16 protein-coding genes are annotated in these 16,830 nt (G+C 42.3%); 9 read left to right on the plus strand and 7 right to left on the minus strand.

Annotation, left to right across the window (positions count from 1 at the left end; genetic code table 11):
• Position 1: 1 nt before the first annotated feature.
• From L6494_RS30035 to L6494_RS30055, 5 genes are all read right to left on the minus strand, one after another.
• On the minus strand, positions 2-637 hold the full coding sequence (locus L6494_RS30035) for a ParA family protein (protein WP_237997487.1): 636 nt from the start codon (positions 635-637) through the stop codon (positions 2-4).
• 208 nt (positions 638-845) lie between these two features.
• Positions 846-1,763, minus strand: a complete 918-nt coding sequence (locus L6494_RS30040; RefSeq protein WP_237997488.1) for a competence protein CoiA family protein — start codon at positions 1,761-1,763, stop codon at positions 846-848.
• A gap of 212 nt (positions 1,764-1,975) precedes the next feature.
• Positions 1,976-2,761, minus strand: a complete 786-nt coding sequence (locus L6494_RS30045) for an ATP-grasp domain-containing protein (RefSeq protein WP_237997489.1) — start codon at positions 2,759-2,761, stop codon at positions 1,976-1,978.
• Positions 2,762-3,340: 579 nt separating this feature from the next.
• Complete coding sequence (locus tag L6494_RS30050) at positions 3,341-6,817, minus strand: hypothetical protein (RefSeq protein WP_237997490.1); 3,477 nt, start codon at positions 6,815-6,817, stop codon at positions 3,341-3,343.
• Positions 6,818-7,518: 701 nt separating this feature from the next.
• Entirely contained in the window at positions 7,519-7,728 is a 210-nt protein-coding gene (locus tag L6494_RS30055; protein WP_237997491.1) for a hypothetical protein, read from the minus strand.
• Positions 7,729-7,983: 255 nt separating this feature from the next.
• Between L6494_RS30055 and L6494_RS30060 the strand changes: the two genes are divergently transcribed.
• The 9 genes from L6494_RS30060 to L6494_RS30100 all read left to right on the plus strand — a co-directional run bounded on the left by L6494_RS30060 (position 7,984) and on the right by L6494_RS30100 (position 15,729).
• Complete coding sequence (locus L6494_RS30060; protein WP_237997492.1) at positions 7,984-9,045, plus strand: ParM/StbA family protein; 1,062 nt, start codon at positions 7,984-7,986, stop codon at positions 9,043-9,045.
• A gap of 2 nt (positions 9,046-9,047) precedes the next feature.
• Positions 9,048-9,371 (plus strand): hypothetical protein, encoded by a 324-nt coding sequence (locus L6494_RS30065; RefSeq protein ID WP_237997493.1) that lies wholly within the window; start codon positions 9,048-9,050, stop codon positions 9,369-9,371.
• A 122-nt stretch (positions 9,372-9,493) separates the two neighbouring features.
• Positions 9,494-9,769 carry a hypothetical protein gene (locus tag L6494_RS30070; protein WP_237997494.1) on the plus strand — a complete coding sequence of 92 codons (276 nt, stop codon included), beginning with the start codon at positions 9,494-9,496 and terminating at the stop codon, positions 9,767-9,769.
• Positions 9,770-9,798: 29 nt separating this feature from the next.
• Complete coding sequence (locus L6494_RS30075; RefSeq protein ID WP_237997495.1) at positions 9,799-10,551, plus strand: hypothetical protein; 753 nt, start codon at positions 9,799-9,801, stop codon at positions 10,549-10,551.
• Positions 10,551-11,111, plus strand: coding sequence for a hypothetical protein (locus L6494_RS30080; RefSeq protein ID WP_237997496.1), 561 nt, complete (start codon positions 10,551-10,553; stop codon positions 11,109-11,111). The genes L6494_RS30075 and L6494_RS30080 overlap by 1 nt, the downstream gene beginning before the upstream one ends.
• Positions 11,108-12,973, plus strand: a complete 1,866-nt coding sequence (locus L6494_RS30085; protein WP_237997497.1) for a helicase HerA domain-containing protein — start codon at positions 11,108-11,110, stop codon at positions 12,971-12,973. The genes L6494_RS30080 and L6494_RS30085 overlap by 4 nt, the downstream gene beginning before the upstream one ends.
• A 223-nt stretch (positions 12,974-13,196) precedes the next feature.
• Entirely contained in the window at positions 13,197-14,483 is a 1,287-nt protein-coding gene (locus L6494_RS30090; RefSeq protein WP_237997498.1) for a hypothetical protein, read from the plus strand.
• Between the two features lie 597 nt (positions 14,484-15,080).
• Positions 15,081-15,296 carry a hypothetical protein gene (locus L6494_RS30095; RefSeq protein ID WP_237997499.1) on the plus strand — a complete coding sequence of 72 codons (216 nt, stop codon included), beginning with the start codon at positions 15,081-15,083 and terminating at the stop codon, positions 15,294-15,296.
• Between the two features lie 109 nt (positions 15,297-15,405).
• Complete coding sequence (locus L6494_RS30100; RefSeq protein WP_237997500.1) at positions 15,406-15,729, plus strand: hypothetical protein; 324 nt, start codon at positions 15,406-15,408, stop codon at positions 15,727-15,729.
• A gap of 204 nt (positions 15,730-15,933) precedes the next feature.
• On the opposite strand, the gene L6494_RS30105 is transcribed toward L6494_RS30100, so the two are convergent.
• Entirely contained in the window at positions 15,934-16,233 is a 300-nt protein-coding gene (locus L6494_RS30105; RefSeq protein ID WP_237997501.1) for an HNH endonuclease, read from the minus strand.
• Between the two features lie 34 nt (positions 16,234-16,267).
• On the minus strand, positions 16,268-16,693 hold the full coding sequence (locus tag L6494_RS30110; protein ID WP_237997502.1) for a hypothetical protein: 426 nt from the start codon (positions 16,691-16,693) through the stop codon (positions 16,268-16,270).
• Between the last annotated feature and the right edge of the window lie 137 nt (positions 16,694-16,830).

The following is a 16,830-nucleotide window of genomic DNA, read 5'->3' on the forward strand; positions in this document are numbered from 1 at the left end:
GTTATTCCTCGTTTAATAAATCAATGATGCCTTGCACGACTTCTTCTGCCCGTTGCCTGAGAGTGGGAAAGCTTACCTCAGAGACAGCACGACCATTATCAGAAGCCTGTCGGTAAGCTGTCTTCTCAGGAATTGAACCTGCTACTGTGGCATAACCAGCTTTATGAATATACGAACGTGCTTCTTCAATTTCATTCTCGCGATCGCCAACGCGACATAAAACAAAAACAATCTTTTCGACACCTATTTTGGACTTCACCAACTCATGCGCCAACAGTACCGATGGCTTGAGGTCATCCAGCGATAGCCCAGTGGGTAACACAAGTAAGTCACTTGCACGGGCAATCTCTAATGTCCCTTGCATGGAGTGGGGTGGCCCATCCATAACCATAAGGTCGTAAACATCGGCGTGTTTCAAAGCTTGAGCTACAGTGCGGAATTGTTCCACTGCTATCTCCGGCTGGATACCATTTAGTTCCCGACGCTGTTTCCAATCGGTACTTGTACCCTGTGAAATATCTAGGTCGGCAATTTTTACATCCCAACCAGCAGCTGCATATTCACGAGCAATGAGCCGAGCTATTGTACTTTTCGAGACTCCGCCCTTTTGCGAAATTACACCCACCAATAAGGCCATCTTGATTTCGTCCTTTCGCCCTATAGCGAATTAGTTATATCTTGTTTTCGTCCTCAAGTAAATAGCGATTTCGTTAAAGCAAGAAAAAACGATGTAAAGAATTAGCGATTTCGTTATTTCGCTAAATATACTTATTCCAGATTTGAAGGCTTGCTCATTCCCTAGATATTGAAGACGGAATCCTTGAGGGAGACAGTAGCTTAGAATTTTAACAGTGTGGGCAATAATACCCCGCCTCTAGCTTTTCTCGACTATATTCACTGAAGGCAACATAGTCGGTAAATAAGTAATGACTGCCGATAATTGCTTGGCACTTACGACAGGTATTAACTACATATTCTTCTCCTGCCGTTTTGCTGTAGCGTTTAGCGAGAAACGCACCATGCTGGTTAGCTAGTTGAATGTCAGATGCAGAAAAATCACCTTCGTATCCTGCATCGCCCCTCAAAGCCGCAACTTTCATTGGCGAATTACACTTCCAACACTTGCCGTTAATGATGAGCATATATTTTTTGGGCATGTGCATACCGCATTCGGGGCATTTGGGATTGAGGCACAAATCTACAGCATCCGGCTGCAAAATGGGATTGTTTAGGCGGTAAATGTCTTGGTCTGATTTTAGAACGTAAGAAACGAGCGCAATTCGATTCTGCTTGTAATATTCCAGTGTTGTGCGGCTGGGGGCATGGGTGACAATTACTTCAATGCAGGCAATTATCTTGCCCGAAGAATCTAGTAAAGCAATATCTGGCCTACAAATACCTAAATCATATTCAAGTTCTACCTGAGTGGCTTTTTTTAATAGATTCCCACTATGGCTACCACCGCTACAGTATTTGCACTTCCATCGAATTTCTAAAGGCTGCTTGCGATTAATATGAGCTTGAATTGATTGATGCAATAAAACTTTAAAACCATAGTGCAAAGCTGTTTCTGGTTTGCAATTGGAACTTAGTGACTTGTGTGTAAAGTGAGGACGCTTCTTTGTTCCCTTATGGAGAATTAAGGTCTGGTCACAAACCAAGCACAAATAATTCTCATTCTTCTCAGCATCGACAGCTTTTACTAGCTCCCCAGAATCGGTTTTAGCAATGGAATAAAGAATCTCTTTACCTATAGCAAACACCTCCTGTTTTCAATGTTTACAAAAGTATCCCATGTCTGTAATGCACTTTTCAACTAAGGTGATCTCCTGTTCTGCGTAGATGGGTAGCCGCCGAGATACCCATGAATATCCAGAGGTTTATTCACTGACTTGATATTCCCGCCTATTCCGAAACTTCGGAATAAAACTACAACCCCCCTCACCGCCAGGGTTTTGGGGATTATGTTTATGGGTTAGATGTCAATCCAAATTTGAGCAAAACGTTCAGCCGTCCATCCAACTATATCTGACACCTGCCCATCACCAATTTCTACGATTCGCTTAGTGCCATCGCTACTCGATACTACATCCACAGAGAAAAACTGGCTCTCAATCCGCTTGGCGCACTCAAAAACAATCTCTGGAATTTCTTCATCTGGTGAAGAAGCAAAAGGTTTACCAGATAAGACAAAGTAACGCTTCTCAGTTTCTTTTACAAAATCTTCAATCCGCCGCACACAAATACCTCCTTCAATCGTGCCTCGAAATTTTTGCATCTCGGCAACTACTGTTTTGATTTGCGAAGGTTGATTAATTATAGAACCAACTGAGGTTTTGAGAGATTTTACATAATCTTTGATAAAAAACCCATTCCACCCAAGTTGGTTCAACTGGTTCTCTAAATCATCATCGACGGAATAAAATTTAGTCTCTGGAGTTAAATCAGTAATCAGGGAATACCAGTTTGGCAGATAGTGTGTAGCTAGATACTCATCTTTAGAAGTCAAAACACTTGCCCCTGTACTTTCTACGACACTAACTAATAACTCATAATCTCTGGGCGAAAGCATCCAACCCCGATAGACCACTTTTGAACCAACAGTGGGAGATGGAATAATCTTTGATGAACCAGATGCCAACGATTCCAAAGAAATAACTCCAGTTGCAAAACCAGCATTTTGCATACAAGCAACTTCCTCCAAGTACGCTGGATCTGCTTTTTTAGGATTGAAGTAATCACTAGGAAAAAGAAATCTCACAATCCCTCAAACAAATATATTTAACTACTAATTATATTAATGTTTAAGTATATTTACTTGAAAAGTATGCAGTTTGAATACTGAAGATATATTCAAATCTAGTCAACTGATTGCAGATTGCCAATTGTAGATTGCAGATTGACTACATCCACTCTTAGATATAGCTTGAGGATTTGAGATTGTAGATTTTAGATTTATTCCGCCCACAAGGAGCGGGGCTTGTACCAAAAACAATCTCCAATCTCCAATCTCCAATCTTCTCGGTCAAGTATCGTCTGTTCTTGGAGTGAGAATCAATTGATTGAATTTATCAGAATGCTAGAAGTGCAGCAGCAGTAAGCATAAGCAGCAGAACACCTATTCCGAAGTTTCGGAATAAGACTACAATCCCCCTCACCGCCAGGGTTTTCGGGATTATGTTTATAACATTCCTTCTTCTGCACCCCGGCGATCGCTACAACTACAAGTCCCGCCGACGGGACAGATTTAGTTGTTAAAACTCTGCATCTTCAATCCTTACCACCTTGCCTTTAGAATCTTTCACCAAATGACAACCATTTTCCTGCGCCCAGGCGATCGCTATTCGTTTTGGTGGAACTTCTCAATCTCTGATGACTGTAGTAGCACTTGTTCCCCTCGCTTTTTACCTTGAATAAATTGACACTCTACATAGTTACCTTTTAGTCCAATTACCTGTAGTACATGGCCTTTTTGGGGATGTAGTTTATGGCAAATTCTTACTTTCTCCCCAATCTGGAAATTTGTAACCGGTTCTAAAGGTGTAACTGCCCGTGCTGATTTTTCGGTTACACCCTCAAACCCTTGATTTATCAATACATCTGGAGTTTCTGTAACCGTGTAACCACTGTAACCGGAATTTTCATGCGAATTAGATGTAAGTCCCTGAGTGTTGTTATCTGATTCTGCAATTTCTTTTTTTTCTTTTAATTCATTTTTTACGGTTACACGGTTACAATCACTATTTTTAGAGGGTGAAATGCTTGCTATATCTAGATTTGCGGCTGTAACCGAACTCTGGTTACACTCAGTTACAGCAGTTACAGATTCTTCTAATTCCCCAAACAAGTGGGCAGGGATTAACCAAGCTTTTCTCGTTTGTGTCTCTGGTCTATCTGGTATGATTACGTCACCTTCAGAGTTAAATCTAGTAGTTAATACTGCACGACGATAAGCCAAAACCTGGTCGCGGTCTTGGGAAAATCTAAAGGGGTAATCAATTTTACCGCCTGCTTTCGTGACTAATGATTTTAGAGAACATGCGTTGTAAGTTGCAGGTCTAAAGCGTTGGTCTACAAGCTTCCAAACGTCGTGGGCGTAAATTGCATAAAACTTTTGCCCGTTACGTTCCACTTGGCGATTCAAGTTCCAATCACCTACTAGAGACTCTGCCTCCAAAGCCATAACTTTGTCTATAAAGTCTAATAATGAGTCACCAGAGGTATCGACATCATTTTCTGATTTACAACAATTATCAATTACCCACTGTTTTATATCCTCATCTCCGTCTGTTAACTCAACCAATTTTTGTGCATACCAAGTAACAATAGATAGGCCTTGAGCAATTCGGGCATGGGCGTGCGGTAAATATTGCAACAACTCCGACTCAAGTTTGCTAATTTCATTTCTAGGATATCCAAGTGATATCAACTGCCGGAATGCACCTGATGCTTCTGCCTGTGCTGCTTTTAATTCTTGAAATGCTGTTTTGTCACCTCCGTTGGCTCGCGTAAAAGCCACACGAACAAATCGAGTGTAGGTTGCAGCTTGCTCACCACCGAAGACATGATTACTCGTTATCCCCATTGGAGAGTGGGGAGTTTGTTCATTTCCTCGTACTTTTCGTGGCTTCCAGTTATACCAGGATTTAGCTAACTCCTCATTGTCTGGATTTCGGTCAGGGTCATCCCAGAAAAATGGCAGTGAACCCGTGCGTGACCCATGTTCATACAAGGCAGAGACACTAGCACGAGCTAACATGGCGGATTGCCCCCAGTTTTTACCAACAAGGCTAAGTGCTGTCTCCGCCGCGATAGTTTTGCAGCTTCCCGGCTCTCCGTGAGCATTGAATAAAGGAAAGCTGCTTTCTTGCGAAAAAATTTCTTGTGAATGAAGTCCCGCAACAGTCCAGCCCATCATTAATAGGACTTGATGAATATTTTGTTGTCCAAAAAACCTCCGAGATGCGTCTACAAGCTGCTTTAATGATTGGGGATTTTCTTCGGCTAACACTGGGCAGGGGATGAAGTCATCTTTGCCTAGTGATGGGTTGAAAACCCACAATGATTCATTTTCATTGGTGACTTCACTATTTGGTTTGTACTGGCGATCTCCAAATATCCAACAACCATCTTCCTGCTGCCCGTAACGTTCAATCCGCCTAAATAGCTTGCCTTCCCTAGTAGTGCGGTATTCATGCAGTCGAGTGTGGATTAAGGCGTTGAGTTGATTTTTATTGAGATTGCAGACTATGCCAGTTCCTAATTCTCGTTTAAGGGCATCAACAAAACCATCCACTTTGGTGTAGTTAGTGGAATTTACAATCACGCGATACTGACGATTTTCAAAACTCCGCTTAATTTGTAAAACTAAACCACCGCCATTAGAGTCCTCAATTTCGCGCTCTACTTGGAAATCAAAATTACAGGCAGGCTCAAAATATCGATTTCCAGAGGCATTCTTTTTCCAAAAACCAATCTCACCTTTGTAAGACTGTGGTGAATTCCATGCTTGTCGCTGCCAACGCCATTGAGATTCTTGTTCCTCGTCATCGATAGCGGCTTCAATGGCCAACTCAAGCCTTCGGTACATTTCTTCTTGAGAAATGCCCGACTGCTGGCAATGTAAAATCCAATCTTTAGCGTCTCCTTTTTCTGGCATTTGTGGCCATAGTGACAACGGATTGATTCTAACTGCTGTAATCCTTTTTGAGTTACAAGATTTTAATAAGTTTTCGGCACTCTTCCTTCCTGGCTCGTCATTATCACCCCAGATAATTAGTAAAAACTGAGATTCTGATTGAGAGTCTGACTGGGATTCTGACTGAGATTCTGCCTGGGATTCTGACTGAGATTCTGGCTTAGATTCGGATTCAATATCCAGCACAATTTCAGCTAAGTTGTCCGCTATCTTTGGTAATCCGCCTTCACCACCCTGGTTACAAGTTGCTGTTAACCCAATTGACCGGATAGATTCGACGGCTTGCTCTCCGGCAACAGCAAACAAGATTCCTTGATTTCTAAGGACTTGTTTTACTTCGTCTTCGCGGTAAATTGGCCAAGGATTATTCCCTTTTTCACAAACCCACCTGCCATCATCAGTTTTGAACCACGGACGGATTTGTTTAGACTGATTGCGATAAACTGTGCGCCTGTCAGTCCATTGCTTGCGTACTACCTTCTGAATTGGGGAGTATTCATATTCAATGAATTGTTCTTTTGCGCCTGTGTGTGGGTCGAAAAGTACAATCTCAGCGATGTCTGACAACGGTACTAAAACCGAGCCGCCAAGACTTTCATTCCAGCGTCTAAGCTCAACTCCCAAAGAAACGTTTTTACCTAAACCTAGATTTTTACCAGACGCAATTTTCTCAACTACATATAAAGTTTCTTTTCCACCGGGACAACCTGGGTTGAGTCTGACAGTGTGACCTTTTGCAACTTCCTTTACAGCAATTTCAATATCCTGCCATTGGGGAATGTCTGTTTTTGGTTCTGGTTGGAGAGTAATAATGGCAGGGTACTTTTTACTGTTTCGCTTCTTGCGACTGTAGCCCTGTTTGATGAAAATTGGCCGCCCATCTTTAGCTTTACTAAAATGCTCCCACCCTTCTGGGGGGTCGTTTGGATTTGTCCAATGACAGACTGCTTTATAAATTTCTTGGTTGTTTTGGTCTTTGATTAACCAGCAATAATGCTCCTTCCCACACAAAGGACACGGTTCGCTAGTTGATGCTTGAACACAGTTCTCTTCATGAAAATTATCGTTAGAAGTTAAATCTGGCGAATTAACAATTTTTTCTGAAATTTTTGCAGTCATGTTGTCCTCCATTATTGTTTTGAGGAGGATGCTGCCGCTATTTGTTTTATTACACCCGTGTTCCTTGACAGTAAATAATTATCTTGCGATTACAACTTTTACATCGCACCGGGAACCAGGGTACTATAGTTGTAGATATTAGAAATCTAAAAAATGATTGGGACGGGTGTCCTCGCTGAGACGTGGTAAAACTTTTTAGCGACGGCATACCTCCTTTTTTTTATCTTTTTGACAAATTGAACTTAGATGGCCACCGAAGACTTGGTAGCCTCTGACAAGTAAGAGAGTATTGCTTCCCTAGCAAGCACGGTTTTGGGAGCTTGCATTTTGGTTGCTACTTCAACCAAATGTGAGTAGTCCGTTTTTGTTAGCCGAATTGAGATAAACCGATTTAATTCCTCAGTTCCTTTGGGCATGGCAACTTCAAAATCCTTTTAAGCTCATGTGTCACACGTTACACCCAAAATTCCTTGATGTGCAATAGGCTGCAAAATATAGACTGTAAGGAGATGGGTGGAAATTTCTTTGCCCTACTTAGGGAGCGCAATTTTATTTTCAGCGTTTGTTAAATTTTTATAAATTTAACTTCTCACCCCTTACTTGCTTTGTCTACAGCATTAATCACTAAAACTTATTTCCATATCCCAAATACCAACTCGTTGAGGAAGTTGCAGTAATTTTTTGCTATCTCAATTGAGTTCTTATTCAGCCTCCTTGTTTTTTTTATCAGATGAGGAAGATTTTTTAACCTGTGGAGTAGGCAGGTCTACAGCATTCTTTGCCAGCCACTCCTCAATTAGTTCTGCTGCAATATCTGACATATTCAGCCCTTTGAGAAAACAGGTTGTCTTGAATTTGTCTTTTGTTTCTGGTGATAGGTAGACCCTAATAGACGCTTCTCCTTGTGCCACGTTACCCCATTACTGATGAACTTATCCATCAGTTTATTGGTGGAGTGGCACATTAAAATAAATTGTGCATTGATTGACTAATGCACTGATGCACTGATATCTTACCATTAATAGCCTAAGAAAGCCCAAAAACAAAGGGTAAAGGAATGCCTTAGCAGTTTTTGGGTAATAGAGCTTTGTTGTCTCAAAAATCCTTGAAACCGAGGATGAGAAAGGATTTCAAGAAAATTGTAAATTTTTGTGGAGGGCTTCAAAATGCTCATAAGTCAGCCGACCCTGGCTGAAACCGCCCAAAATGTTCCGGTATTACCCGCAGGTATCGACACTGGGGCTGGTTTGGTGAAGATGGCGATCGCCGGGACAAGAGTTCGTATCCCGTCCAAAGTCGTAGAAATTTTTGAATTGCAGGACGACTTACAATCCCCAGACGGGGGGTACTTTTTTTATCAAGATGGCGATCGCGCAGACCTCATTGGCAAGCAGTTTTTAGTCGGTTCGTTAGCGGCATGGAAAGCCCCAACAAGCCACATAAAACTTAGTGACAACCCGGCACTAAAAATGGACTATGCCTTGCACACCTTGCTGGGTGGACTGGCTACCCTACCTTATCGCCAAGAATGGAATTTGCATTTGGTGTTGAGCATCCATAATGCCAAACTTTTTAAGGAATCGTTGCCCAGTAAAGTTAACGGTTGCCACGTTGTTGGTTTTGGCAGTAAAACTAGCCCGGCATCTCTGGTTAACCTGAATGTATCTCTAGTCGTGCCGGAGGGGGCTGGTAGCTACAGCTATTGCGTCGCTGCCAAACCCGAACCGCTAATCGACAGAACCGCCCAAGCGATCGCCATCGACTTCGGCACATCTACTATCATCCCCACTGTCTTCGCCCCCGGTGGTGCAATCATTCACCGTCAGGTTTTGGAGGTCGGCGGTTGCATCGACTTCTTGGATGCAATTGCTTCTGACTCCGAATTAGTCGAATTTTTGGGCAGTGGCAAGGTGGGCAACATCGAAACCATTCGCCAGGGCATAGAAAATGGCAGCTTCCAATATGGCACACGTCCTTTCAACTTTCGCAGCATTTACGCTCGTCACCTCACACCCTGGCTTAAAGACCGTCTGCGCCTAGCCTTTAAAGAAATTGCCGAGTGGAGAGATGTTGCTCAAAGCTTTGTCGCCTGGGGTGGTGGTGTAGAGATGCCCGGAGTTTCAAAAACGCTCCAATCTCAGGGTATTACTCCAGTGCCAGAAGGCTGCTGGGCGAATGCTTTGGGATTAGAAAGAATTGCAACTGGAAGACTAGCACGGGGTAAATAATTATGGCTGAAAATCGACGGGTTAGGCTAGAACCTCACATTGAAGAATATTTGCAGTCTCACGCGACCAGAGTCTTGGGTAAATCACCCGAAAAAATCTCAGGCGCGGAGTTAACGACAATCGCAAATTCGTTGCTCTATGAGCATAAATTAGCTTACGGATTTGTTGAAAAAATTCCGTTGATGAAAGTATTCAATTGCTTCGCAAATTTAGTCTCCAACAGCACAACAATTTCACCTTCAACCCCAGCATCGTTGCCTAAAAAGGAAGCAGAAAATTTTGATTTCGATGCAGACCTGGGGGATTTGTTTGAGGAAGCTGCGTGAATGTAAATGTACCAAATTTATATAAAGCGACTGCCTCCACTCGCCAAAGTTAAAGGCAATCACTTTATTCCCAAAAGGATGTATCTTCCGCCGCTAACGAAAGTACAAAAGGATGATATCAAATGACAAAACCAATCGGCTATTACACCAGTTACACCCCAGGTGAAGAAGGATTACTTGCAGATATGCAAGAGGAATGGGGCGCAACTTTTGAGTCTCTAAACAACTGCGAAAGATTGTGGATGATTGTCAAACTCGCAGAAGATTTATGTGCTGAAAACGAAAATGATATCCGGTCAAGCGTGGAAGATGCTATGGAGCGTATGGACGAATTACCATCAGGCGACAAGGTGGGTTTAATTGAGGCTCTGGTGAATCAAGTTAAGCATTTTAAATAATTTAACCCCCCTAGTAAAAATAGGGGGACATGACCAACTACAACACAGTTGAAATAATTATGGATTTTGGAATCAGAAATCCCGTAGTGGGACATAGTTCTCACATTGATGAAAAATCTCTCCTTTGGGGTGGGGTTGAGCCAGATATTTTGGCGTACTTATCTGATGTCAGTAATCTAGAACAATTTGCTGACATGGCACAAAATACAGCACAGTTGGCTGAATATCTCGACCCCTTTTTAAACAACGCTCAAACCTATTTTCAAGCCCTACAAAAGCTGGCAGATGGGCAAGTTACCTGGACTGAACTGAGAAAAGAGTTCGGTGATAAAGTCGCTAACGCCATAGCTAAAATCCGCAAAATGAACGCTGAATTTGATGCCCAAATGCAGCGAGTAGATGCTCAAGATAGAGCCGATTTATTGCGGATTGAACAAAAACGCACAAATGCTCTGACTGAAATTGCTGCCCAGTTGCAACAGGATTTAGAAGCAGAATTATGGCGGCATCAAAATAAGATAGCGAGTATTGATAACAAACAAGAAATTACGGCACAGCGTCAAGAAATTCAAAACACTTTGCGCTCGAAACGCCAGCAATTACTTGCCCGTGTTCGTTATGGTTCTACGGCTTTAAACCCAAATCAAGAACCCTCTGAACAAATTCCAGTGCAACTATTAGACAGACCACAAAATCCTGCAAGTTCAGTATCTGCTTCTGGTAATGTCAGGGGTTTTGGTAACTGGTGGACTAACTTTTGGGATGGTTTAGGTAACAGGTGATGTTGGACAGAAATTCAAACCGCAATCCCAGTCCATTTCAATTCGCGGGAGTAACACCACAACCAAAATCACAACCATCCAACACACCCCCAGCACCAGCACCACCAGAAAACAATCGAACGCGAACATTTAGGAGAGCCGGGAATATTTGTGAGATTACTGCCGGAGCATCACTCAACTCCGCCGTGATTTTTACTTTCCATCTACTGCAAGTTCATCCTGTGGGAATGTTTTTGGCGTTAGGTGTTTCACACTTTTATTTCACTGCCACAGCTACTGGGGAAGAAGGCAGAAAAATCACAAATATTATGAGTGGATGTAGTGCGTCGTTGGCATTACTTTGTTCTCTATCGGAATCAATGAGTGAGTGGTGGGAAGCTGAGACTTCTAAATCAACTGCCGCAGCAGAAATGAAATCAATTATCTCACAAGAAATTCCACAAATATCTACCTCAACATCTACTGATAATTCTGGTTGGTTAGAAGGGCTGGGGAGTGTGTTGGTGTTAGGGGTGGTGGTGTTAATTCTTTTCAATCTTAATGGCAAGAAACGGTCATGACTTCTCTGAGCGACCAGCATGAAAATTTAGCTAAAAACCAACAATCTCAATGCCAACAATGGTTTAATCAACTGCCGTTCGACACAAGAATTGCGGTGATAGGGATGTCGCTAATCCTGGCTTTATTTTCAACTGCCCAAGCCTGGAGGGGAGAGATAAGTTCGCGGATTTATTTTTGTATTCTTACACAACAGCAGGAACTCAAATGTCGGGATAAAAATAATCGCCCTTACCGGATGACAGTCTGGCATTGGCAGCAGTGGCAGCAAGACGGTATGCCCACATTCATTGTCCCCAATACCAATATTAATTACCAGGGGTTAGTCAAAGCCGCTAATTCATCCAAGCCTGTATGGGCTGGTGCGGCGTTTTTATGTTTTGCAACCGCAGGGTGGATGCTGCGACATCTGCAAGACCAAGAGCGTCAATTATTTAACTTCCAAGCCATTGTTGAAAAACGGGATTTAGCACGAGCCGAAATCAAAGCCAAGTCAGAATTATTAGATGATTACCACCAATTCAATGTTCAACAAATTCGGTTACAGTCCGAACTCGACATGATAACCAATGAACAAGTAATAGACATCCAAAAAGCTGAAATTTTGGCAGAAGTCGAAATCCAGATTACACAAATGGAAGCTGCCGACATTAAATTTGAGGCTGAGGTAGCGGGAATGTCACCGCAAGATAAGGAGGAATATATTAAATTTTTACGCCAACAAAAGACCCCTTACCTCCAAGGTACACAAACTTTACAGGCAACTGTTAACCCCGGCGATAAGATAAATCCTTCAGAACAACCACCAGCAATCTCCTCCGATGAACCAGCCCCCAGCCCACTAAATTCTACCGAAACTTTTAACCCTTGGGACTATGCAAATGCTAATCAACTACCCCAAGAATATCGTTGGCTGAGGGAATTTATTTCTAACACTGCTTTAGTGTTGGGGAGTCAGGGCAGTGGTAAATCTTGGTTCGTTCGCGTCTTGGCATTGCTCAAAAAACTCAAGGGTTACAGAGTAATTATCTTTGACCCCAACAGCAATCAAGGTGAATGGATGGGGATGGAATTTTACGGCAGCTATGAAGAAATCCAAGAACAGATGAAATGGTATGTAGGTGAAATTCAAAACCGCTATAACCAGTTCCGCCAAAGCACGATAAGTGAATTGCAATGGCGTGAAAAGTTGTGGCGTGAGGGTAAAGCCTTCAGCATTATCTGTGAAGAATATAGTACCTATACAGACTTCATTGAAGACAAGGATTTAATCAAGAAGTTTGTCAAATCCGCAAATACTCTCAGCCGTAAACAAGAAGCTCCCGTCACTTTCGTCACGCACAATTTATCTAAAGAATGCCTGGGTAATGTTGATGGACTGTTTGACATTTTTAAACGAATGCAGCGACTATTTTTGGATGCCACCACCGACCCGAAAACCGACCAACCAGTTGCAGCAGGTACGGGCAGAATTAAGGCAGTTGATGCTGATGAATTACGCGAAGTTTTCACTCCTAAACTGGCTGTAAAAATTACAGACTTTCGCACTGAAAGTGAGCAGATGGAAGATGCGCGTCAAATGCTCCGGCGTTACGAGCAGATGGAAGGTATTACTAATAGCTCTGAAACCGTTGGCAGTAGTTTGGCTCAACCCTCAAAACCGCATCTCTCGGATAACGTACAAAAACTCTATAACTTCCTCAAACGTACCAACCGTATGTCAGCCAAAGTCAAAGATATTCAGCCAAATTTCAAAGTCAAAGGGCAGCGATTTAGCGTCGATGAACTCACTCGATTTTTCAACGAAATCGTTGAGGCGGAATTAGCCGAGTGGGTGGCGACTGGTGTAATTCAACTCAAATAATTTACATCAATACTGTCTGCTGTCTGAAGATATATTCGCCCCGAAAACGTACCCTTTAGCAAAAATGGACAGCACAGACATTCTAGACATCTATCGGCTGTAATGCTGACACAGCAAGGGACAGCGCGGACAGTAAGTTACAGATAGGTGACGCAATTTTTAGACAGTTGCTGCCGAATATCTGTCTGGTTTTTTTTCAGTAATTCAAAAGATTGAGGTAAATATGTCAAGAAGAATCCCATCTCAAATCGAGGTCAGAAACGACTGTATTATCATCAGAAATTTAGAGATATCCTTATACGATGCAGTGGATTATCTCTCCTCAATTCCCTCAGATGAATACGAGCAGACCTGTATTAACATCTTTGAGGTTGGTTTCTTTTGCATACAGCGCATTCAGAATAGGAACGATACAGAATTTGTTAGGCGCGAATTTGACTACCTCTTAGCCGAATTATATAAAACGGTGGCGACTATCCCCCAGGCTTTGGAGACAAGGATACTAAGCCAACTCGGTGCAGAGAATAAACAAATTTTAGCTCCCATGCAATCACAGATTGGCTTAACTAAAGCCTTTATTAACCAACAAATCGATGAAGTAAAAAGGCTATTTCAGCAGGAAATAGATGTGTCAAAAAATTCCTCAACTCTTGGGATTGCCATCAGGAAGATTGAGAACTTGTTGGATTCTAAGCGCACTGACTCCATCCCAGGGGTATTTGCAGAGTCGCTTAAAAACATAACTTTAGAAAATGGGGTTTTAACTAAATCGGTAAAAGCTGTGGTCGGGGATGCCGTAAAACCTCTCGCCCAGGAAGTTGAAAAATTACGGCAGCAGATTCGTGAAAAAGAAATGGTGGAATCGGTGCTTGAACAAACGATCGCCAAAGGTGCAACTTACGAAGAGTCCATCGTAGTCGAATTACAACAGTGGTCAAAAATGGGGGCTGAAATTTATCACGTTGGCAAGGACAAAGAAGTAGGGGATATTCTGATTAAGTTTACATCTAACTCAATTGTGGCTTGTGACCTATCAATTATTATTGAAGCCCGTAATAGAGACTCTGCGAGCTGGGGGCGAAAAAGAATTGCTGATCAACTCAACAAAGCAATGATGAAAAGAAAAGCAACTGCGGGAATATTCCTCAGCCGTAATCGTGAAGGGCTAGCCCAGGAGATTGGTTATTGGGCGCAAGGAATTTGTGAGCAGGGGCAGTGGGTAGCAACGACGCATGAAATGCTTAATGTTGCAATTCAGTTCTTAGTAATCACCCAACAATTAGCTGCTCAAAAAACTTTGAATCCCGAATTGAATTATGAGGTTTTAGAATCTCAGTTGCAGCGTATTCAAGTGTCTTTGGACTACCTTTCCCAATTTAATAGTCATGCGACTTCTATCGAGGAGAATTGTGGAGCGATTAGAGCTAAAAGTAAAATAATGCGAAATGAAATTTGCAGTGCCTTAAATTCGATTACGGATTCTATTAACCAAGCACAGGCATCTCGTTAGTTTCATATGATGATTGTTTGTGCCTGAATGCCAATCCAACCCCTTCCAGGTGAATCTAGGAGGGGTTTTGATATTAGGTTTCTATAGGACATGAAGCCGAGATATAGTTGTACAGGCAGTTACAGCTTTATATTTTCACTCCTAAAGGATGCGCTTGTAGTCCCGTCGGCGGGACAAATAGTAGCCAACCACTTGCACGGGCGATCGCTCCCCTAAATGTGGCTTTTATTTTTACGGTTATAGCTCACAGGTATCATAAATATTTGGACATATTCTACCTAGAATGTAATACGCCCAAACCCCCCTCCCCTCAAGACTTACAAGCGTAAATATAATAAATAAATATACAACTATTCCGAAGTTTCGGAATACTCAAGAATTCCATCATTAATAGTTGGATAATTACTTACTTACCTGTGTTGGTAGTCCCAGGTATGGGACAAGAAATTATCCCAATCACCGATAACATCTTGGATTAACACCGTCTTCACTGAATATTTAAGTTATTTTAAGTATTTATCCTACATAAGAAACTAAATGAGATGAGCAACAATATTAATACATGAAGTACAAATTAGTTTTTAATTGAGGATTCAAGTGGCTGAACCCATTACTACTACAGCAGTAACAGCTTTAGGCACAGTTGCTTTAGCAGGCGCAGTTGCAGCAACGGAAGGTTTCTGTGGAAAAGTTGGTGAATATGCAGCAGATAAAGCAATAGAAGCTTGGGAATCTGGTTGGGAAAATGATAAACAAGCAGGCGGAATTTCTTCCAGGGGTAATAATTCTCAAAGTTCTCCTGCCACTGCTTAAAGTTAGTTTTTAGGTTAATAGCAGACACTATTACTACTTAAACTTTGAATCCCTCTGCAATATTTGTCAGGGGGTTTAATGATGTCGTTTAATTATGAGAGAGTTGTTTATGTTGCCAGTCAAAATAGTTCGCTCCCTGTTGGCAGTATTTTTAACTTGTGTAATCGCTTTGAATTGTTTTACTAGCCCTGCTTTGGCTGATACTGGTTCAGCAATTGACTCATTTACTAACGGTTTTTGGAAAGCTTTTGGTACTGCTGTTGGTGGCATAGCAGGGAGTATAGCAACCTGTTATGCAGTAGATATTTTTATTGTTCCAGTCGCTCCACCAGTGGCTGCCTATTTAGCTACATTATGTCCTACCATTGGAGGCACAGTTGGAGGAGTGGGGGGTGCAGCAGGAACAAACGTTCTTATCGGAGCGCAGCACTAGACACTCCCTAGACAAAATGTAGATAACCATTAACAGCACCCATCTAATTGTTTTATCGGGTGCTTTTTAATTGGTTGGTTGTAAACAATGTGATTAAGCGGTGTCACAAGTCCCAGTCCTGGGACAAGAAATTATCCCAATTTTAATCACCGATAACGTTACTTTTGGCGTTTGCTACCCAAACCCCAATTTCGATACACCACCTCAAAACAAAGAAAGCTGCCCAGGCGATACATTCCCCCGGCGGCGTGTATGAAAACTGAGATGGCAGGCTGTGCATAACGCGCACAAGTTGTCTTTGTGATTATCTTCAGGTCTGAAATTAAAGTGATGCACGGTTAATGTTAAGGCCATTCTTTGGGAACGAGACAATTGGGATGTATCGTCACCGGGGCGAATACATTGCAACCCACACTTAGAACATCGCCAATTCACTTCTTCTTTGACAACGAGTGCGATATCAGACCAATTTTGGGGATAACGTTGCTGCGATTTTCTTGGCATTTTCTGATTATAAAAATGCGTAGCTATTTAATTATCAGTTTTTTAATAAGAGTAATTTACTATATATAATCCCAAAGCAACAGTCTGATAATTTTACGCCTAATAACAACGCGCTACAAAAAACTTTAACGGTATGGGTGTCGGTGAACAGTGGTGCGTCGGGGCGTGAGCAGTTTGTCCCGTCGGCGGGACAGAAAAAAACTGCTGCTAAATCGAAATTTCCCCCCAGAACGCCCTTAACCCCAACCAAATACTCCAAACGATTATTTCTATGCTGGGTGGGTTTAATTGCCCTTCCCCGTCGAAATTTAGCCCCCATCCGCGTTTTTTTTACCCGCCCCCCCCGGCGCGGAAAATCGACCTCCATGAAAGATTGTTGGTTCTGCCCAAAATTTTCTTCTGGCCTTGTGGTTTCTTGAGTGTCTATAACTACCTCCCCCCTGATTACCTCCGCCTGCATTTGCTATTTCTTATTAATACGCGCTTTTACCTGTTTGGGTGGGGGCGCATTCCCTCTCTGTAGTAATCTCTGAAGTAATTTTTGGAGTATTCTTTGAGGGGGTCTGGAACGCTTGCGGGGCAAGGCTTTCAGGGGGG

The sequence above is a fragment of the Nostoc sp. UHCC 0870 genome (genome assembly GCF_022063185.1).
GTDB lineage: Bacteria > Cyanobacteriota > Cyanobacteriia > Cyanobacteriales > Nostocaceae > Trichormus.